The sequence below is a fragment of the Streptomyces sp. NPDC056160 genome (assembly GCF_042268205.1).
In the GTDB taxonomy this organism is placed as follows: domain Bacteria; phylum Actinomycetota; class Actinomycetes; order Streptomycetales; family Streptomycetaceae; genus Streptomyces.
Genome location: NZ_JBHJUW010000031.1, coordinates 30,863 through 50,597, shown reverse-complemented (window position 1 = coordinate 50,597; position 19,735 = coordinate 30,863). Strand labels below are relative to the sequence as shown.

Sequence of the window (19,735 nt, the reverse complement as noted above, 5' to 3'; positions counted from 1 at the left end):
AGCACCAGCACCAGCACCAGCACCAGCGGAGGACGGAACAGATGGAGCACAAAGTTGCCCTGGTCACCGGGGCCGCGGGCGGGATCGGCGCGGCCGTGGTCCGGGCGCTCGGCGAGCGGGGCGTGCGAGTGGCCGCCCTCGACCGCGACGTGGCGCGGCTGCGCGGCACCGTGGCGGCGGCGGTGGCCGACGGACTGAGCGTTCAGGCGTTCGGCTGCGACGTGTCGGACAGTGCCCGGGTCGACTCCGTGGTCGGCGCCGTCGAGGAACAGCTCGGGCCGGTGGAGTACCTGGTCAACGCGGCCGGAGTGCTGCGTCTGGGCGAGACGAGGGACCTGGCGGACGAGGACTGGGCGGCCACCTTCGCGGTCAACGCCACCGGCGTCTTCCACATGTGCCGCGCGGTCGTCTCCCGCATGGTGCCCCGCTCCCGGGGAGCCGTCGTCACCGTGGCGTCCAACGCCGCCGCCACGCCCCGCACTCAGATGGCCGCCTACGCCGCCTCCAAGGCCGCGGCGTCCATGTTCACCAAGAGTCTGGGCCTGGAGGTGGCCAGACACGGGATCCGCTGCAACGTCGTGGCCCCCGGTTCGACCGACACCCCGATGCTGTCGTCGATGTGGCACGACGAGTCGGGCCCCCGGGGGACGGTCGAGGGCCGGCCGGAGGCGTTCCGCGTGGGCATCCCGCTGGGCCGGCTGGCGCGCCCGGCGGACGTCGCCGCGGCCGTCGTCTTCCTGCTCTCCGACCAGGCCTCCCACATCACGCTGCACGACCTCACGGTCGACGGCGGCGCCGCACTCGGTGCCTGACCGCACCGGCCCCCGTGCGGGCGTCCCCCACCCACGTGTTCCCGGCAACGGAGGAAAGCCATGGCGGGCATACCCCGCATCGAACCGTACGCCCTGCCCACCGCGGCCGACCTGCCCGGCAACGTCGCCCAGTGGACCCCGGACCCCGCTCGCGCGGTCCTGCTCGTCCACGACATGCAGCGGTACTTCCTGAAGCCCCTGCCGGACACCCCGCGGCTCGAGCTGGTGGCCAACGCCGCGCTGCTGCGCGAGCGGTGCGCCGCGCTCGGCGTCCCGGTCGCGTACACCGCGCAGCCCGGCGACATGACCGAGGCGCAGCGCGGACTGCTGCGTGACTTCTGGGGCCCCGGGATGACGGCGGCGCCCGCCGACCGGCGGATCGTGGACGCCCTGACCCCGGCTCCCCAGGACTGGGTCCTCACCAAGTGGCGCTACAGCGCGTTCTTCCGCTCCGAGCTGCTGGACCGGATGCGCGACGGCGGTCGCGACCAGCTCATCGTGTGCGGTGTGTACGCCCATGTCGGTGTCCTCATGACCGCGGTCGAGGCGTTCAGCCATGACATCCGGACCTTCCTGGTGGCCGACGCCGTCGCGGACTTCTCCGCGGCGCACCACCGTATGGCCCTCGAGTACGCCGCGGCGCGCTGCGCGATGACCGTGACCGCCAAGGAGGTCTTCGCGTGACCCGGGCCGGACACGGCCCGCACTCCGGTGCGGCACCGCAGGGGCGCGACTCGTCCCCGCAGGGGCATGACTCGTCCCCGCAGGGGCATGACTCGTCCCCGCAGCGGCAGGACCTGCTCAGCCGGGTGCTGGCGCCGCGGCCGCCCGCCTTCGCGCTGCTGCACCGCCCGGAGACCGCCGGCCCGGCAGTGGTGGAGGTGCTGGCCGGCGAGGTGTCCACCCCCGCCACGCTGGCCGGCATACCGCTGCCGGAGAGCGCCGCCGGGGCCGCGGGGCCGCGGCACGAGGTGCTGACGGTCATACCGTACCGGCAGATCTCGGAACGCGGCTTCGCGTGCGCGGACGACGGCGCACCGCTGCTCGCCCTGACCGTCACGGAGCAGAGCGAACTGTCGGTCGCCGAGGTGCTGGCCCGCGTGCCCGACGTGCCGATCCGGTTGACCGGCGGGCACTTCGACATGGACGACGAGACGTACGCCGGCACCGTCCGCGCGGTGGTCGCCGACGAGATCGGGCAGGGCGCCGGGGCGAACTTCGTCATCAAGCGCTCGTACGTCGCCGACATCGCCGGCTACAGCGTCGGCAGCGCGCTGGCGTTCTTCCGGCGGCTGCTGGAGCGGGAGTCGGGCACGTACTGGACCTTCGTCGTCCACACCGGGGAGCGCACCTTCGTCGGCGCCACCCCCGAACGGCACATCAGCCTGCGGGACGGCGTCGCCGTGATGAACCCGGTCAGCGGCACCTACCGGTACCCGCCGTCCGGCCCGACCCTGCCGGAGGTGCTGGAGTTCCTCGCCGACACGAAGGAGGCCGACGAGCTGTACATGGTCGTCGACGAGGAGCTGAAGATGATGGCCCGCATCTGTGACACGGGCGGACGCGTGGTGGGGCCGTACCTCAAGGAGATGGCCCGCCTGGCCCACACGGAGTACGTCATCGAGGGGCGCAGCGACCGCGACCCGCGCCGTGTGCTGCACGAGACGATGTTCGCGCCGACGGTCACCGGCAGCCCGCTGGAGAGTGCCTGCCGTGTCATCCGCCGCTACGAGCCGCAGGGCCGCGGCTACTACAGCGGGGCCGTGGCGCTGATGGGGCGCGATGAGCGCGGCCGCCGCACGCTGGACTCCTCCATCCTCATCCGCACCGCCGACATCGACACCGGCGGCCGGGTACGCATCGGCGTCGGAGCCACTCTCGTACGGCACTCCGACCCGGCCTCCGAGGTGGCCGAGACCCGGGCCAAGGCGGCCGGGCTGCTGTCCGCGCTGGAGGCCGACGAGCCCCGAAGGTTCGCCGAGCACCCGCGCGTACGGGCCGCGCTGGAGCGGCGCAACGCGACGCTCGCCGGGTTCTGGCTGGCGGAGCGGGCCGGCCCGGCCTCGCCGGCCCCGGCACTGACCGAGCGCCGGGTGCTGGTCGTCGACGCCGAGGACGCCTTCACCGCGATGATCGCCCATCAGCTCCGTGCGCTGGACCTGTCCGTGACGGTGCGCCGTTTCGACGAGCCGTACGAGGTGGACGCCCACGACCTCGTGGTGCTGGGGCCGGGTCCGGGCTCGCCTTGGCAGACGGACGATCCCCGGATCGGCCACATGCGCTCCGCGGTGCGCACGCTGCTGCGCGAGCGGCGGCCGTTCCTCGCCGTGTGCCTGAGCCACCAGGTGCTGAGCGCGGAACTCGGCTTCGCCCTGACCCGGCGTGAGGTACCGCACCAGGGGGTGCAGCGCGAGATCGATCTCTTCGGCTCCCCGGAGCGGGTCGGCTTCTACAACACCTTCGCCGCGGTCAGCGACGCCGACCGGGTGGAGTGCCCGGACGTCGGCGTGGTGGAGGTGAGCCGGGAGCCGGGCAGCGGCGAGGTGCACGCGCTGCGGGGCCCGCACTTCGCCTCGATGCAGTTCCACGCCGAGTCGCTGCTGACCGAGGACGGCCCGCGCATCGTCGGCCGTCTCATGGCGGAGGTGCTGGGCGCGCGGGTCCGCCTTCCCTGACCGCTTCCGTACTCCGATGTACAGGGCCGCGTCCCGGACCGGGACGTGGGCCGTGCATCCCGTTCCCAAGCCGAGGAAATGCCTGATGTCTCGCAGCTCCGCCCGTCACGGCGGTCTCCATCTCGGACTCGTTCCCCAGTTGGCCGCCGCGAGGAACGGCGGCACACCCATCACCCTCGACCACGAAATGGACCTGTTCCCCGGCAGCGGGCGGCAGTTGACGGTTGCCGAACTGGCCGATCGGGTGGACGACGTGGCGGCCCGGCTGTGGGCCGGCGGTGTCCGGCCCAGTGAGCACGTGGTGATCCACAAGACCTCGAACTTCGACATCTACGTGCTGGCCACCGCGACCGCGCGGATCGGCGCCGTACCCGTCATGCTCTCCCCCGCGCTGGACGGCGACAGCGTCATCACACTCATCGAGCGGCTGGAGCGTCCCCACCTGGTGACGGACGCGGCCAAACTCACCGGGCCACTGTCCGCCGCACGCCCCGGCGACCTCACCGACCGCCTCTTCGTCACCGCGGGGGACCTGCCCGGGGCCGTGTCGCTGGCGGAGCTGGCGGGCTCGCCCCGGCGCCGGCCGGTGCTGATGCACCCCGACCACCCGGCCCTGATGACCCACACCTCCGGCACCACCGGCCTGCCCAAACTGGTCGTGCACTCCGCGCGCACGCTGCACGGGCGCTACCGGCCGCAGCAGAGACTGGCCGCGCTCGTGCGGGGCCAGGAGACCGTCGCGCTGCACGTCTCGTTCGTGCATTCGCGGATGTACCTGGCGCTCGCCGTCCTGCTGCCGCGCGCGATGCCGCTGGTCGTCATGGACGAATCGGAGCCGGAGGCCGTCGCGGAGCTGTTCGCGGCCACCCGGCCCGGGTTCGTCGAGACCCACCCGAACTCGTTCATGGAGTGGGAGCCGCTCGCCGACGACCCGCGCAGGCCGTTCTCGTCGGTCCGCTATTTCAGCAGCACCTTCGACGCCATCCACCCGGGCACGATGGACCGGCTGCTGCGGGCCTCGGAGCGTCGCTCCCCGGTCTTCTTCCAGATCTACGGCCAGAGCGAGTGCGGCCCGCTCGTCGGCCGCGGCTACACCCGCAAGGGTGCGCACAAGGCCGACGGGCGCTGTCTGGGCTTCGCCATGCCGGGGATGACCAGGTTCCGGCTCGTCCCCCGGGACGGTGCCCGGCCCTCCCGCGAGACCCCCGGTTACATCGAAGTGAGCACACCCGGGCGGGCGTTGACCTATTTCGGGGAGAAGGCGCGCTTCGAGCAGCAGGTCCACGGAAAGTGGTGGCGGGGAGGTGACGTCGGCTACCGGACGAAGTGGGGGTGCCTGCACCTGCTGGACCGCGAGGTCGACGTCATCACCGGCATCCACAGCACCCTGGCGGTCGAGGACGTCGTCCTGGGCCGGCTGGCCGAGCTGGCCGAACTCGTCCTGGTGCCCGGCCCGCGGCAGGAGCCGGTGCCCGTCGTCTGCACCAGGGACGACCGGCCCCTGGACACGGCGCGCTGGCACGAGGCCGTGTCCGACCTGGAGCCGATGGCCGACCCGGTCCAGCTGACGTCGGCGGAGCTTCCCCGCACGGCCACCATGAAGATCAGACGCATCGAGCTGGCGGAGCGCCTGCGGGAGCGCCTGGAGCGGGCGTCGTGACGCAGGGACGGGACGACGGCGTGGCGGACGAGCGGGATGGCAAGGTGACAGACGGGCGCAGGGAGAGGGCGGCCGGCGGGCGCGGCGGCCGGGCGGGCCGGGGGGTCCGTGGGGAGCAGGCGGGCCGGGACGTCGACGTGCTCGTGGTCGGCGCCGGACCGACCGGGCTGCTGGCCGCCTGCGAACTGCTCAGACGAGGCGTGCGCGTGCGGGTCGTCGACCGCGCCCCGCAGCCGGTGCGCGCACCCAAGGCGCTGTCGCTGTGGCCGCGGGCTCTCGACATCCTCCAGGACGTGGGCGTCCTGGACGGGATTCGCGACGCCTCGCAGCGGATCGACGCGTTCAGCTACTTCTCCGACGGGCATCCGGTGGCCTCCTTCGGCTTCGCCGAGGACCTGGCGTCCCGGACGCTGCCCCAGCACGAGACCGAGCGGCTGCTCACCGAGCGCCTGCACGCCCTGGGCGGAAAGGTCGAGCGGGGTGTACGGCTCCTCGGCTTCGACGAGTCGGACCCGGCCGGCCCGATCGAGGCGACCGACCAGGTCACCTCGATCCTGGAACACGCGGACGGCGGGGTGGAGCGGGCGCACACACCGTTCGTGATCGGCGCGGACGGGGCCCGCAGCGCGGTGCGCGGGCAACTCGGCACCGGGTTCGAAGGGTCGACGTACGAAATGGCGTTCGCGCTGACCGACACACATGTCGATGGCGCGCTCCCGGCGGACGAGATCCGCTACTACCAGTCCCCGACGGGGACCTTGGTGATCGTGCCGATGCCCCGCGGGGTTTTCCGGCTGCTGGCCGTCATGCCAGGCGGCCGAAGCGGGATCGACGTGCCCACGATGCAGGGGATCGTCGACGAACGCGGCCCGCGCGGTGTGCGGATCACCCGACCGGTGTGGCAGACGGTGTTCCGCGTCCACGCCCGGCGGGCCACCGAGTTCCAGCGCGGTCGCGTCTTCCTCATGGGCGACGCCGCCCATGTGCACAGCCCGGCCGGCGGGCAGGGCATGAACAACGGTCTCCAGGACGCCCACAACCTGGGCTGGAAGCTCGCCGCCGTCGTCCACGGACGTTCCCCGGCGTCGCTGCTGCTGAGCTACGGACCCGAACGCGTGGAGGCGACCCGGCGGATCGTCCGGGACACGGACCTGCAGACACGGGCCTGGATGGTGGAGCACCCGGCGGCGGTCCGGGTACGGGACACCGCGTTCCGGCTGCTGGAGCGCTCCGGGGCGGTCTCCCGCTTCTACGCGCCGGTGATGGCCGGTCGGCGGCTGGCCTACACCCCGGTCCGGGAGACCCAGCGGCCGTCCGCGCGGCCTGCCTGCTCGGTGCGCGGCCGGTTGCCCGGGGGCGTGCGCGTCGGCGCGGTCTTCCCCCGGGCGGTCGCGGTCGCGCTCGGCATCGCCGGGCCCGGTGCGGACCCGGCACGCTGGACGGTGGCCGCCGTCTCGTCCCCGGGCCAGGGCGGGTGGCTCGCCGCGGTCGACCGCTCCGTGTCCCGCCGGCCGGGGGTGCGGACGGTGCGGGTCACGCCCGCCGCGCTCGCCCCGCACGGTGCGTGCGAGCGGCCCGGGTACTACCTGATCCGCCCCGACGGGCACATCGCGGCACACGGGCATCAGGGCGATCTGCACCGGCTGCGGGCGGAGCTGGCAGCCGTGCTGCTGGACCGGCCGTCGGAAAGGGGGCCCGAGAGCGGGTTGTCAGGGCCATTCCTGGATGTCTAGTATCCAGATATGCGCATGAGCGAAGGAGTGGAGTGGGCGCTGCACAGCTGCCTCAACCTCGCCTGGGCGCGGGACGCGGGGGCGGTGACGGTGGCGCGGCTCGCGGCCTACCACGAGCTGCCCACGCCGTACCTCAACAAGCAGTTGCAGGCGCTGTCGCGGGCCGGGATCGTCAGCTCCGTACCCGGTCCGCGCGGCGGCTTCCGGCTGGCGCGCGACCCCGAGGACATCACGCTCATGGACGTGGTCACGGCTATCGAAGGCCCTGACCAGGCGTTCCGCTGCGCCGAGATCCGGCAGCAGGGACCGCACGGCGACGTATCGAGCAACTCAGGCCGCCCCTGCGCGGTCTCGCACGCCATGCGCCAGGCCGAACTCGCCTGGCGCCGCGAGCTGGCGGCCAGGACCGTCGCCGACGTCATGGACGACGCCCGACGCAGCTCCCCCGGCCTGCCGGAGCGGGTCCGCCGCTGGTTCACCTCGGTCCGGGCCTGACCGCGAGGAGCTGAGGGAGGGCCGGTCCCGGCGTCGGCCGGGACCGAATCGGCGACGATCACCGGCGCGGGTGCGACGGCATCTCCTCGCGAGGTGATTCTGGACATTGGATATCCAGATACAGGAACACGGGAACGGCCCCATGCGCACACGTCTGCCCGTCAGGCATCACAAGTCAAAAGTCACATGCCGCAAACCACACGTCACAAGTCGCAGGTCACAAGCGACATGTCGCAAGCCACACGTCACGGACCACGAGGAGCAGCAGTCATGAACGTCCGACCGGATCACCAGGTGCGCGAGGCGTCAGGGGCCCTGTGGCCCCGGACGGGAGGCCCGGCATGACCGCGGTGGACCGCTCCACTCCCCCGGCGGCCGGCACGCGCTCGCCGCTCAGGTCCTGGCTCGCCGTCTGGGCCATCGCGTTGGGGATCTTCTCCCTGATGACGTCGGAGCTGCTGCCGGTCGGCCTGCTCACGCCGGTCGGTTCCGAACTGCACGTCTCCGACGGGACGGCCGGCCTCATGGTGACCGTGCCCGGCCTGGTGGCCGCCGTGTCGGCGCCCCTGATCACCGTGACGGCCGGGCGGCTGGACCGGCGCCTGGTGCTGTGCGTCCTGATCGGCCTGGTCGGGGCGGCCAACCTGGCCTCCGCGTTCGCACCCCACTTCGCGACCGTCCTGGCGGCGCGGTTCCTCGTCGGGGTGAGCGTCGGCGGATTCTGGGCGATCGCGGGCGGCCTGGCTGTCCGGCTGGTGCCGGAGAAGCAGGTGCCGCGGGCGATGGCCGTCATCTTCGGCGGAGTGTCGACCGCCTCGGTCGTCGGCGTGCCGGCCGGGACCCTGGCGGGCGAACTGAGCGGCTGGCGCACCGCGTTCGCGGCCGTGGGCGTGCTCGGGCTGGTGGCCCTGGCCTGCAAGCTGTGGCTGGTGCCCCCGTTGCCGGCGACACAGACGATCCGACTGGCCGAACTGCCCGGGCTTTTCCGGGAGAACGCCGGTGTGCGCATCGGTGTGGCCGTCACCTTCCTGCTGATCACCGGTCAGTTCGTGGCCTACACTTTCGTCCGGCCGATCCTGCAGGACATCAGCGGCGTCGACCCGGAACTGATCAGTACCCTGCTGCTCGGTTACGGCGTGGCCGGTATCGTCGGCAACACCGTGGCCAGTTCCTGGGCCGCCCGCGACGTACGCCGCACCCTGCTGGTCATCGCCGTCGCGCTGACCGCGACGATGGCCCTGTTCCCCCTCATCGGCACCAGCCCCGCGGGCTGCATCGGTCTGCTGGTCGTGTGGGGGCTGGCGTACGGAGGCGTGTCCGTGAGCCTGCAGACCTGGATGATGAAGGCCGCGCCGCAGGCCTCCGAGGCGGCCAGCTCCTTGTTCGTCGCGGCGTTCAACCTCTCCATCGCCCTGGGCGCACTGGTCGGCGGTCTCGCCGTGGACGCCCTGGCGACGACCAGCGTCCTGTGGGTCGGCGGTGCCCTGGTCCTCCTCACCGCGCTGACGGCGTGGAGCGCGCGCAGGACGCAGGTGTCGTGACGACTGCCGTGAGGGGCCGTCCGGAAGGGGAGTGAGTCCGCTCCGGCCTCCAGCTCGCCGCCCCGGTCGACGGGTGAAGGACCGGCATCACCTTGGATGCCGGTCCTTCACCCGTGCCGGGCGGGGCGTCACCGCGCCTTCGGACCTCCGGTAAGCGGCGTCGGTGTGTGCATCCACGCGACGTGGTCGTGCAGCTCCGTGGCCGAGAGGGAGGCCAGCATCGCGTTGCGGTCGTCCGCCTCGGCGCCGGCCGGGTGCCACAGGCTCACGCTGCGGCGGGCGACGAGCTGGACGGCGGCCGTGCGCTCACGGCGCAGCCCGTTGTAGGTGCGCAGCCGCCGCGGGAAGGAGGACGCCGGGCAGTCGAGCAGGTCACCGAGGACGACGGCGTCCTCCAGTGCCTGGCAGGCGCCCTGCGCCGCGTAGTGCAGCATCGGGTGGGCCGCGTCGCCCAGCAGGGTCACCCGGCCGTCGGTCCAGTCGTCCACCGGGTCGCGGTCGACGAGCATCCAGGTCTTCCAGTCCTCCCCCAGCCGCAGCAGGCGCTGCGGGGCCTGCCCCGCGAGCCCCGCGAGCCGGGTGAGCACCTGCTCCCGGGGAGCGGGCACACCGGCGAACGCCTCGGTCAGGCCGCCGTCCCAGCTGGCGGCGAGGTTGAGGCTGGTACCGCCCGCGATCGGGTAGTGCACGAAGTGGCATCCGGGGCCGGCCCACCAGGTGACGTGGTTCCCGCGGAACTCCTCGGGCACCCGGTCCATGGGCAGGACGGTGCGGTAGACGCTGATGCCGGACACCCGCGGGGAGCCGTCGCCGACGAGCCGGTGCCGCAGCGCGGAGTGGATGCCGTCGGCCCCGACGACAGCGTCGCCTGCGATGCGTCCGCCGCCTTCCAGGACGACCGCGGCGCCGGTGGCGTCCTGTTCGTAGCCGACGACGGCACTGCTGCCGCGCAGTTCGACGGTGCCGGTGCGCCGGCAGGCGTCCAGCAGGAGCGAGTGCAGCTCGGCGCGGTGCACGACGACGTACGGGCTGCCGAAGCGCCGTCGGTAGTCGGCGGTGAGCGGCATGCTCACCACGTGCTTGCCCGTGCGCCCGTCCATGAAGCGCAGCTCGTCCATGTGCACGGCCGTGGCGCAGACCCGGTCCCCCAGGCCCAGGCGCCAAAGCGCGTGGATGCCGTTGGGCGCGATCTGGATGCCGGCGCCGATCTCGGCGAAGCGCTCGGCGCGCTCCAGTACCAGCACCCGGTGTCCCCGGCGGGCCACGGCCAGGGCCGTCGCCAGGCCGCCGATGCCGCCGCCGACCACGAGGATCCGTGCCGGGCGCGCGGGTCGTGCATGCTCAGTCATCGTCGTCCCCCCGGTCCAGCAGGCGGGCCAGTTCGAGTCGTTTGATCTTCGTCGTCGCGGTCTGCGGAAGTTCGTGCAGTCGCCGCTGGACCGGGTCGGCCATGGGCGGCAGCCCGGCTGCCGCGGCCTTCCAGGCAGCCAGGTCGAGAGGCTTGTCGCCCCGGGTGCAGACCACGGGGACCGCCCGCCCGCCCGTGCCTCGTACGATGACGACTTCGACGAGGTCGGTCATCCTGCCGAGCAGCACGTCCTCCGCCGCGAGGGTGCTGCCGAAGCCCTCGATGAGGTCGACTTCGCGGTCCAGCAGGTGGACGCAGCCCCAGGCGGTGCGGTAGCCGACGTCGCCCATGCGCCACCAGCCGCCTTCGGAGAGCTGGGCGGCGTACCGCTCCGGTTCTCCGAGATAGGTCAGCACACGTCCTTCGCTGCGCACCTCTATGTAGCCCGGGTTCGTTCTGGTGGGCGGGTTTCCGTCCCTGCTGACGACGCGGACGCCGGTCATGCCGGGAAAGGGGAAGCCGACACATCGTCCGTCGGATTCGGGAGAGCGTCGGCGGCTGAAGGTGCGTACGACGGCGGGGCCCACTTCGCTCTGGCCGTAGAGCTGTCCGAAGAGGGGGTTCCTGCGCCGTGAGGCGCGCAGCAGCCGGTGCACGGTACGCGGGTGGATGGCGTCGAAGGTGCTGCTGAAGAGTTTCACGTTCGCCAGCGGTCCGCGCGGGTCGGCGGCCAGTTCCTCCCATTCGACGAAGGAGTTCGGATGCGCCTCCAGGACGCCGGGGCGCAGCCGGGCGAAGAGGTCGGCCACGTTCTCGCGGCGCGCGTCGGCGAGCACGACGATCGGCAGTCCTCGCAGCAGGGAGATCGCCAGCGCGGTGAACAGCCGTGAGTGCACGAAGGACACGTGCATCGCGACGGTCTCGCGTCGGCGGAGCACCGGGGCGACCGCCGCGGCCTGCGGGCGGTAGCGGGCTTCGAGGCTGCGGCCCGTGTGGACGGCCAGCTTGGGTGTGCCGGTGGTTCCCGAGGTGTGGGTGATCAGGGCGGGCCGCTCCGGCGGCATGGTGACGGCCGGTACGCGGTCGACGCCGGCCAGGGCGGAGAGCGCGAGCGCGTTCTCGTGCTCGCCGGAGGTGAGGAGGACCGCTCTCGTCAGGCCGAAGACGTCCGCGGGAAGTTCGTTCACGAGCGTGACGGCGTCGGTCACCAGGAAGGGCCGTTCGGTGCGGCGTATCAGCTCGGCGGCCGTCCCGCCGTCCAGCGTGGGCGACAGCAGCACGGGTACGGCACCGACGCGGGCGGCGGCGCACGCCAGGAGGGTGATGTCGAAGGCGTCGGACTTGTGGACGACCACCCGGTCCATGGGCCGGACACCGCAGGCCCACAGCCGGGCGGCGTAGTCGTCGACGGTGTCCGCGACCTCCGCGACGGTCGCCCGGCGCCCCGGCCACGGGGTCAGGTCGAGGTCGTGGTCGAGGATCAGGAGGTTCGCCGGGTACCGGGCCGCCGCACGCTCGAAGAGCGTCCCCAGCCGGATACCACGGTTTGCCATACGTTGCAGGAACATGGTGCCAAGCTCTCGTCGCGCGGACAGGGAGGGCCGGCCGCCGCGCCCCGGGCGCCGGGCGGCCGGAGTGTGGCGGGCCCCGCCCGTGGTGAGGCGGGTCCCGGTCATGGCGGGGCGGGCCCGGGAGGGACCGCTGTCGCCGCTCACCTCTTGTCGACGACGGCCTTGACGCGTTCCAGCGTCACCGCGAGGTCACCCGCCACCTTGGCGCCCCACTCGGCGAAGAACCGGTCCTCGTCCGCCTGGTCCATACCGGCGGTGATGCCGCGGATCCCTTCGGTGGGCGCGTCCATGCGGAAGTGATGGATCAGCACGCTGCCCTCACCCGCGGGCGCCAGGTCGAAACCCCACACGCTCCGCTGTTTTCGGCCCGCTGTGTCCCGCATCGCCCAGCGGAAGGTACGGCCGGGTTCCGCCGCGACGATCTCGGATTCCGTGGTCCATTTGCCCCGTACGACGGGCGCCCAGGAGACCACGGACTCGTGACGGAGGTTCTCACCGCGGAAGACCGCGCCCACCGTGGCCGGTTCGCCGAAGAGCCATGAGCCGCCCAGGCATTCCGGGCTCCACTCGCCACTGCGCGGAAGGTCGCTGATCACGGCGTATACCGCGTGCGGAGCAGCCGAGAGGGCTATCTGGGCGCGCGCGTCGAAGAGCGGGGCGCCGCCGGGGCCGGGGGTGGCTTTCACGTCATCATTGGCTGAGGGCATGGCCCGAAGCTTGCAGACGTTGCGCCGGAGGGGTCAAAGACCGGATCGCGGGTCCGTCAAGTCGTGCCCGGCCGGGCGGAAACGCGAGGATCGGGGCCAAGTACGTCGATGAGCCGGTCAGCCGGTCGGCCTGGGAACCGGGTGGCAGGCGAGGCGTGTGCGGCGAGTTGACACAGTCGCGCCTTCCACGGGGAGGGCGAGTGCCCGGCGTGCCAGGATCGGCGGCATGCGCGCCGCCTACATCGAACAGCTCGGCCCGCCGGACGTGATCCGCTACGGTGAACTGCCCTCGCCCCGGCCTGGGCCCACCGACGTGCTGGTCGACGTACTGGCCACCACGGTCAACCCCGTGGACACCTTCGTCCGCTCGGGCGTGTTCCGCACGCCGGTCGGCTTCCCCCTGGTGATCGGCCGTGACCTGGTGGGCACGGTGGCGGAGGCAGGCCCGGGGGCCCCCGGTTTCGCCGTGGGCGACCGGGTGTGGAGCAACAGCCTGGGCCACGGGGGACGCCAGGGCGCCGCGGCCGAACGCGCGGTGGTGGCCGCCGACCGGCTCTACCACCTGCCCGACGGGGTGGACCCGCTCACCGCGGTCGCGATCGTCCACCCGGCGGCGACGGCCTACCTGGCTCTGTTCACCCACGGCAGGGTGCGTCCCGGCGAGACCGTCGTCGTCGCCGGTGCCGCCGGCAACGTCGGCAGCGCGCTGGTGGTGCTCGCGGCACGGGCGGGCGCGCACGTCGTCGCCACCGCCGGCGAGGCAGGCGCCGAGCACTGCCGCGCCCTGGGTGCGGCACAGACCATCGACTACCGCGACCCGTCCGCCGTCGAGCGGATCCGGGACGCCTGCCCCGGCGGTGTCGACCTCTACCTCGACACCGCCGGGGTGAACGACCTGACGAACACCGTCGGCCTGCTCGCCCGCCGCGGCCGGATCGTCCTGCTGGCGGGGGCGCGGACACGGCCCGAACTGCCGGCCGGGGAGCTGTACATGAAGGACTGCTCGGTCGTCGGCTTCGTCATCTCGCACGCCACCTCCACCGAACTCGCGGAAGCCGCCGCGGCCGTCAACCGGTTGCTCGCCGCCGGGGCTCTTCGCCCCCGCTCACCCGAGGTGCTGCCGTTGAGCGCCGCCGCCGAGGCGCACCGGCGCATGGACGAGGGCCGCGTACGCGGCAAGCGGCTGATCCTGAGCACCCGGGCGGCGGTGACCGGCGCACGCTGACGAGGTGCCCGGCGGACGCCGGCCACGGCGAGGCCGCAGGTGAGCCGGGTCGATAGCGGGTGGCGGCGGAACGGCGCGGGCGGCGTGCTCGTACGCCCGCCGGACTCGGCCGGCTCGCCGCCGCCTCAGGTGGGCCCAGCCGGGGCTTCTGCCCGCCTCTGCGGGGCTTCGCCGGTCTCAGCCGTCGCCTCCCGGCGCGCCCGCGTGCGGTGCGTCGTCCGTCTCCGGCGCCGGGAGGCGGAAACAGGCGGTGACCGTCTTGCCGTGCGGGCACGGGTGTGCCTGCCACGTGTCGGCCAGGGCGTCGACGAGGAACATGCCGCGTCCACCGGTGCGTCCGGTGCTCGGCGGGCGCGGTACGGGCATCTTCGGCGAGGAGTCGTGGACGCTCACGTGCAGGCAGCGCTGGTCCCAGGTCATGACCACCTGGGCGCTGCTGTGGGCGTGGACGTGGGCGTTGGTCACCAGTTCCGAGACGGTGAGCACCACCGCGTCCGCCGTCTCGGGGTCCGTGGTGGTCCAGCCCAGGCTGTCCAGGTGCTCGCGGGCCCAATGCCGGGCCGCCCTGACTCCGCTGGCGACGGGCAGCGACCGCGCCCAGCCCACCGCACGTACGGACGCTCCGCTCACGAGTTCCTCCTCGGTCCCATCCATTCTGTGCCTCCTCTGCTACCCGCGACGCGGCCGCTCAGCGCCCGGCCGGGCAACGCACCGCGGCACAGGCGACGACACCGGTCTCAGACTTCACGCCAGCGCGCGTTGCACCACGAGAAGGCGCCGAACGCCGCCAGGCCCAGGGCGATCAGGGCGAGCAGCCAGGGACCGGCCGGGAAGTCCCGGAACGAGCGCAACGTGTCGTCCATCCCTTTGGCCTTGCCGGGCTGGTGCCGGACGGCCGCCACGAGGGCGAACGCCCCGGCGACGGCGAACACGACGCCGCGGGCCGTGCCACCCGCCACGCCGAGGACGTCGGCCGTCCGACGGGCCCGACGGGACATGGACCCGGTGCGCAGGTGCCGGCGGAACTTCTTGCGCACGGCCCGGCCCGAGATCCACAGCCCGGCGATCACCACGGCGATGCCCGCGGCACCGACGATCCACTGGCCGGCCGGCCAGGCCAGCACCGTGGCGGTCACGTCGTCGGTCTGCTTGTCGGAGGCGCCGCTGCCGCTGCCCTTGTCCCCGGCCGCGTAGGAGAGCACCGAGAAGGACACGAAGGCGTAGAAGACACAACGGGCCGCTGCCGCCGCCCGCTTGGACGGCTTCGCACCGTCCGCCCCGGCTTGGCCGACCGCCGCCTCCGACAGCCGCCACAGTGCCATACCGGCGAGCGCGACGCCCACGGCCCACAGCATCACCGATCCGAGGGGCTTGCCGGCCAGCTCACCCAGGGCGCCACCGCGATCGGCCTGCCGGCCGTCGCCCTCGCCGTCGAACGCGATCTGCAGCGCGATCACGCCCACGAGTACGTAGATCAGCCCGCGGGCCGCGAATCCGGCCCGGGCCGCGACGGCCATCGCCGTACTGTCGGCCGCACGGCGAGCCCGGCCCCGTCCACGCAATGCCACTGACCCTGTATCCATACGTCCCCGATGCCCCGGCACCGGCGTGCGACACCCGCTCGTACCGGGCGTACCGGGGGCCCGGCCGGGGCGGGTGCGGTGGGCGGCCGGGCAGCCGCACCACCGCCCCCGGCATGCCGCGGGGCCCCCTCGCCCGCGGCGGGCGGGCGTCCTCGGCCGGGTCCGGCGTCGTCAGCCCAGCGTGAACCTCTGCGCGGGCGAACCGTTGCAGTCCCAGATCCGCAGGCGTGTGCCGTTGGCCGTGGCGCCGTTCGGCGAGTCCAGGCAGCGGCCCGACTGCGGGTTGAACAGCGAACCGTCGGCGCGCTGCACCCACTTCTGGCCGCCCACGCCGTTGCAGTCCCACAGCTCGGCCTCGGCGCCGTTCGCGGTGCCGTTGCCCTCGATGTCCAGGCAGCGGCCGAGCGTCCGCAGTGAGCCGTCGGCGTCGTGGTACCAGTGCTGGTCGACGGCGTAGGACTGGCAGTCCCACAGCTGTACGGCCGCGCCGTTGCCGCCGCTGTCGTCGGCCGCCACGTCGAGGCACTTGCCGCCGGGAGCGGCCACCGGGGCACCGCCGTTCACGGTGAACTTCTGGGCCGGGGCGCCGTTGCAGTCCCAGATCCGCAGCCGTGTGCCGTTCGCGGTGGCGCCGTTCGGCGAGTCCAGGCAGCGGCCCGACTGCGGGTTGAACAGCGAACCGTCGGCGCGCTGCACCCACTTCTGGCCGCCCACGCCGTTGCAGTCCCACAGCTCGGCCTCGGCGCCGTTCGCGGTGCCGTTGCCCTCGATGTCCAGGCAGCGGCCGATCGTGCTCAGGGAGCCGTCGGCGTTGTGCTGCCAGTGCTGGTCCTCGGCCCACGTCTGGCAGTCCCACAGCTGTACGGCGGCGCCGTTGGTAGCGGTGTCGTCCGCGGCGACGTCGGCACACTTGCCGCCCGGTCCGGTCACGGTGCCCTGGGGACCGTTGGGCACGTCCGTGCGGCCCGCGTAGCCGACCGAGGCGATGTCGGCCTGGACGGCGTTCTCGGCGGCGTCGGTCGGGTAGCCGGCGACCATGACGCCCTCGAAGAAGGTGCCCCGGTTCCAGTTGCTGTTGTCGCCGCCGGTGCCCAGGATGATGCCGCCCTCCTGGTGCATGGGCCGGTAGCCGCCGCGTGTGGGCAGATCGCCGTCCCACCAGGTGGTCAGGGTGCCGGACCGGGAGTCGCCGCCCTTGAGGGCGTACCTGGTCTGTCCGTCGTTCTTCAGTACGGCTGTGACGAAGGGGCTGTTGTTGCCGCGGTTGGCGGTGTTGGAGCCGTTGCCGCCCTGGAACATGCCGTTCTCCAGGTCGGCTTCGACCCAGGGTCCGGAACCGGTGCACGGTGCGAAGTAGCACGTGGTGGCGATGGACACGGCGTCCATGTGACCGTTGCCGGTGTCGGCCGGGGTGCTCTCGGCGTTGCCGTAGTCGAAGCAGCAGTCGGCGCCGACGTGGGTGCCGCTGGCCACCATGTACGCGCCCTCGGGCCGGCCGTTCACGGCGACGCCGGAGGCCACGCCCGTGTAGCGGTAGCCGACGCCCGGGGAGATCCAGATGCCGTAGACCTTGTGCCCGCCGGCCGTGACGGCGATCTCTCCGGCGTCGGCCCCGCGGTCGGCGCCCATGCCGGAGGTGCCGGCCGGCCCGGGGGTCAGGTCGTTGTGCCTCCCGCTCTGGTCGTAGACCTTGGTGATGCGGCACGTGGTGTTCTGGCAGAACACGTCCTGCGGACCGGCGTCGGCGTAACCGCCGGGAGCCAGCGGCCCGATGTCCCTGCGCGCTCCGTCCGAGGCACGTGTGACCTGGTAGAGGGGGCCGTCGTAGGACGACAGCAGGGCGCGCGTGGTGCTGTGCGCGGCGACGCAGGGGGTGCCGGCCGAGCCGTAGATGTCGCACGGCAGCGAGTCGGCCGCCTGCGACACCGCGGGGAAGCCGATCAGGGCACCGAGGACGAGGACGGCGGCCGCGACGTAGCTCACGACCGCGGAACTTGCTCTGCGCATGGTGTGCTCCCATGACGTGGGGAGGGGAACGGAGCTCGACCTGCCGAGCGGGCCGCAGAGTTCACGCCGCTCGGCACCTTCGCGGGGAAGGTACGCTCACCGGTCGGTCGCGTCAATATTTGTTGCTTCACTTTGCCTTTGCTCGACGACCCCCGTCCGGACCTGTTGCCTTCTGTTCCCTCGCCCGTCGGGGTGGTCGAGGTGACGGGACGAGCGGGGCTGGAGGGCGGGCGCCGTGGGGGGAGTTCGCGGCTGGGCGATGAGTTCGGGGCGCCGAGCGGGTCTGCCCTGGTATGACGCGCATCATCGCTGACATCTCGGTCTCCCTCGACGGCTTCGTCACCGGGCCCGACCCCGGCCCGGACAACGGTCTGGGCACCGGCGGCGAAGCCCTGCACACCTGGGCCTTCTCCGACGATCCCGACGACCGCCGGCTCCTGCGCGAGGGAACCGCGCGCTCGGGCGCCGTCGTCCTGGGCCGCCGGCTCTTCGACGTGGTCGACGGGCCGCTGGGCTGGGACGACACGACCGGATACGGCGCCGGCGAGGTGGGCAGGCCCGCCTTCGTCGTCGTGACCGGCTCGCCGCCGGAGTCGGTGCGGCTCACCGACCTCGACTGGACGTTCGTCACCACCGGACTGCGTGACGCCGTCGCCGCCGCGCGTGAGCGCGCCGAAGCGGCTTCGGCGCGCAGCGGCGAGGATCTCGACGTCGTGCTCATGGGCGGCGGCGCGACAGTCGGCTCGGCGGTCCAGGCCGGGCTGGTCGACGTCCTGGTACTGCACCTCGCGCCCGTGGTGCTGGGCGCCGGGACGCCGCTGTTCACCGGCGGGGCGCCGCGCACGCTGGTCCGGCGGAGCGTGACCCCGACATCGACCGCCACGCACCTGACGTACGACGTCCTGTGACCGCGGTGAGCGCTGACTGCGACCGCTGACTGCGGCTGCGGCTGCGGCTGCGGCTGCCTACGGCGTCGTCGGCACGCGGCGTCGCTCCACGCCGGATTCCCGGTGGACCGTGCCGGGCGGGTCTGGCCCCGCTCGAAGTAGGCGGCCAGTTCCGGGGCGAGGCGCGGGACCTCGTGGGGCGTGCCGCCCGCGCGCAGCGACTCGGTGGCCCGCACCCCGGCCGCGACGGCCATGCGCGCGGCGACCGGCGAGGTGTCGGTGACGCCTCCCTCGCGGACGAACCGCACGAACTCGTCCACCAGGAGGGGGTCGGCGCCGCCGTGCCCGGCGCCGTCGCCGGCGTCCGGGACGGGGTATTCGGCGTCGGCTTCGGGCCGGTGGGTGGAGCGGCGGGAGTTCCACACCTTCACCACCGCCCCGGGGCCGTCCCCGAAGTTCTCCAGCCGGCCGGCGTCCCCGATGACGGTGTGGTTGCGCCAGTAGTCGGGGGTGAAGTGGCACTGCTGGTAGGCCGCGAGCACACCGTTGTCGAGGCGCATGTCGACGAGGGACACGTCCTCGACGTCGATCACGGGGTTCAGGGCGCGCTGGGTGTGCGGCGGCCAGTGGCCGGCCTTCGTGTACCAGTCCTCGTGCTTGGGTTCGCCGGGTGCTCGCCGGTGCCGGTTGTCGCCGTAGACCATGAGGTCCCCGAGGGCCTGCACACGCTGCGTGCAGCCGTTCGCGAGCCAGTGCAGGACGTCGATGTCGTGGGCGGCCTTCTTCAGCAACAGACCGGTGGTGTACTGCCGTTCGGCGTGCCAGTCCTTGAAGTACCAGTCGCCGCCGTAGCCGACGAAGTGCCGTACCCACACCGTCTTGACCTCGCCTATCTCACCGCGCGCGATGATGTCGCGCATCAGCCGGACGACGGGCACGTGGCGCATGGTGTGGCCGACGTAGAGGCGGCTTCCGGTGCTGTAGGCGGTGCGCAGGAGGTCGTCGCAGCGTTCCACGGTGACGTCGAGCGGCTTCTCGACGAAGACGGCTCTGCCCGCTTCGAGCGCCTCACGGGCGACGTCGGCGTGGGTGTGGTCGGGGGTGAGGACGAGGACGGCGTCGACGTCCGGGTCCGCGATCACCTTGTGGTGGTCGCCGGAGATCAGCGCGCCGGGGAACGCCAGGGCCGCCTCCGCCCGCGCGGCGGCGTCGTGGTCCGCGAGCGCGGTGACCCGGGAGCCGGCTCCCGGCCGGTGCGCGGTGCGGGCGATGCTGCCGCGCAGTCCGTAACCGATGACGCCGAGGCGCAGGTCGCTGGGGGCGTCGGTCATGACGTGACCGCCTTTCCGCTACGTGGTGTCGGTGCGGCGAGAGGAGCAGGGGGCGCGGGGGCGGGGGGGGGCCCCCCCCCGGGGGCCCGGGCCCCCCCCCCGGGCCGCACAGGGCGGGGGTGGGGCACGGCGAGGGGGGGCGCCCCCCCCCCCCGGGCCG

The 19,735-nt window shown here is 73.1% G+C and carries 15 protein-coding genes and 1 pseudogene; 9 read left to right on the top strand and 7 right to left on the bottom strand.

What is annotated here, in order from left to right:
• Positions 1-41: 41 nt before the first annotated feature.
• The 7 genes from ACFC02_RS14480 (at position 42) to ACFC02_RS14450 (ending at position 8,916) form a co-directional block, all read left to right on the top strand.
• Complete coding sequence (locus ACFC02_RS14480; protein ID WP_376356383.1) at positions 42-812, top strand: 2,3-dihydro-2,3-dihydroxybenzoate dehydrogenase; 771 nt, start codon at positions 42-44, stop codon at positions 810-812.
• A gap of 60 nt (positions 813-872) precedes the next feature.
• A complete protein-coding gene (locus ACFC02_RS14475) occupies positions 873-1,496 on the top strand; it encodes an isochorismatase family protein (protein ID WP_376356381.1) in 624 nt (207 codons plus the stop codon).
• A 125-nt stretch (positions 1,497-1,621) separates the two neighbouring features.
• A complete protein-coding gene (locus ACFC02_RS14470; protein ID WP_376356433.1) occupies positions 1,622-3,487 on the top strand; it encodes an anthranilate synthase family protein in 1,866 nt (621 codons plus the stop codon).
• Positions 3,488-3,572: 85 nt separating this feature from the next.
• On the top strand, positions 3,573-5,147 hold the full coding sequence (locus ACFC02_RS14465; RefSeq protein WP_376356379.1) for a class I adenylate-forming enzyme family protein: 1,575 nt from the start codon (positions 3,573-3,575) through the stop codon (positions 5,145-5,147).
• Positions 5,144-6,880, top strand: coding sequence for an FAD-dependent monooxygenase (locus ACFC02_RS14460; protein WP_376356377.1), 1,737 nt, complete (start codon positions 5,144-5,146; stop codon positions 6,878-6,880). The genes ACFC02_RS14465 and ACFC02_RS14460 overlap by 4 nt, the downstream gene beginning before the upstream one ends.
• Positions 6,881-6,889: 9 nt before the next feature.
• Positions 6,890-7,375 carry an RrF2 family transcriptional regulator gene (locus ACFC02_RS14455; protein WP_376356375.1) on the top strand — a complete coding sequence of 162 codons (486 nt, stop codon included), beginning with the start codon at positions 6,890-6,892 and terminating at the stop codon, positions 7,373-7,375.
• A 341-nt stretch (positions 7,376-7,716) separates the two neighbouring features.
• Positions 7,717-8,916: an MFS transporter gene (locus ACFC02_RS14450; protein ID WP_376356373.1), complete on the top strand. Its 1,200-nt coding sequence runs from the start codon at positions 7,717-7,719 to the stop codon at positions 8,914-8,916.
• A 128-nt stretch (positions 8,917-9,044) separates the two neighbouring features.
• Here the strand turns inward: ACFC02_RS14450 and ACFC02_RS14445 are convergent, their stop codons facing one another.
• The 3 genes from ACFC02_RS14445 to ACFC02_RS14435 all read right to left on the bottom strand — a co-directional run bounded on the left by ACFC02_RS14445 (position 9,045) and on the right by ACFC02_RS14435 (position 12,542).
• Positions 9,045-10,265 carry an FAD-dependent oxidoreductase gene (locus ACFC02_RS14445; protein WP_376356371.1) on the bottom strand — a complete coding sequence of 407 codons (1,221 nt, stop codon included), beginning with the start codon at positions 10,263-10,265 and terminating at the stop codon, positions 9,045-9,047.
• Entirely contained in the window at positions 10,258-11,832 is a 1,575-nt protein-coding gene (locus ACFC02_RS14440; protein ID WP_376356369.1) for an AMP-binding protein, read from the bottom strand. Before ACFC02_RS14440 ends, ACFC02_RS14445 begins: the two co-directional genes overlap by 8 nt.
• A 143-nt stretch (positions 11,833-11,975) precedes the next feature.
• Positions 11,976-12,542, bottom strand: coding sequence for an SRPBCC family protein (locus ACFC02_RS14435; RefSeq protein ID WP_376356367.1), 567 nt, complete (start codon positions 12,540-12,542; stop codon positions 11,976-11,978).
• Positions 12,543-12,768: 226 nt separating this feature from the next.
• On the opposite strand from ACFC02_RS14435, the gene ACFC02_RS14430 reads away from it, so the two are divergent.
• The gene (locus ACFC02_RS14430; RefSeq protein WP_376356365.1) at positions 12,769-13,767 is read left to right on the top strand and encodes an NADPH:quinone reductase; all 999 of its coding nucleotides are present in this window, start codon (positions 12,769-12,771) and stop codon (positions 13,765-13,767) included.
• A 177-nt stretch (positions 13,768-13,944) separates the two neighbouring features.
• On the opposite strand, the gene ACFC02_RS14425 is transcribed toward ACFC02_RS14430, so the two are convergent.
• The 3 genes from ACFC02_RS14425 to ACFC02_RS14415 all read right to left on the bottom strand — a co-directional run bounded on the left by ACFC02_RS14425 (position 13,945) and on the right by ACFC02_RS14415 (position 17,357).
• On the bottom strand, positions 13,945-14,421 hold the full coding sequence (locus ACFC02_RS14425) for an ATP-binding protein (protein ID WP_376356363.1): 477 nt from the start codon (positions 14,419-14,421) through the stop codon (positions 13,945-13,947).
• 83 nt (positions 14,422-14,504) lie between these two features.
• The gene (locus ACFC02_RS14420) at positions 14,505-15,350 is read right to left on the bottom strand and encodes a DUF1206 domain-containing protein (RefSeq protein ID WP_376356361.1); all 846 of its coding nucleotides are present in this window, start codon (positions 15,348-15,350) and stop codon (positions 14,505-14,507) included.
• A 171-nt stretch (positions 15,351-15,521) separates the two neighbouring features.
• Positions 15,522-17,357, bottom strand: coding sequence for an arabinofuranosidase catalytic domain-containing protein (locus tag ACFC02_RS14415; protein WP_376356359.1), 1,836 nt, complete (start codon positions 17,355-17,357; stop codon positions 15,522-15,524).
• 293 nt (positions 17,358-17,650) lie between these two features.
• On the opposite strand from ACFC02_RS14415, the gene ACFC02_RS14410 reads away from it, so the two are divergent.
• Positions 17,651-18,265 carry a dihydrofolate reductase family protein gene (locus ACFC02_RS14410; RefSeq protein ID WP_376356431.1) on the top strand — a complete coding sequence of 205 codons (615 nt, stop codon included), beginning with the start codon at positions 17,651-17,653 and terminating at the stop codon, positions 18,263-18,265.
• Positions 18,266-18,381: 116 nt separating this feature from the next.
• Here the strand turns inward: ACFC02_RS14410 and ACFC02_RS14405 are convergent.
• A pseudogene (locus tag ACFC02_RS14405) lies at positions 18,382-19,575 on the bottom strand (Gfo/Idh/MocA family protein); the annotation flags it as partial.
• Between the last annotated feature and the right edge of the window lie 160 nt (positions 19,576-19,735).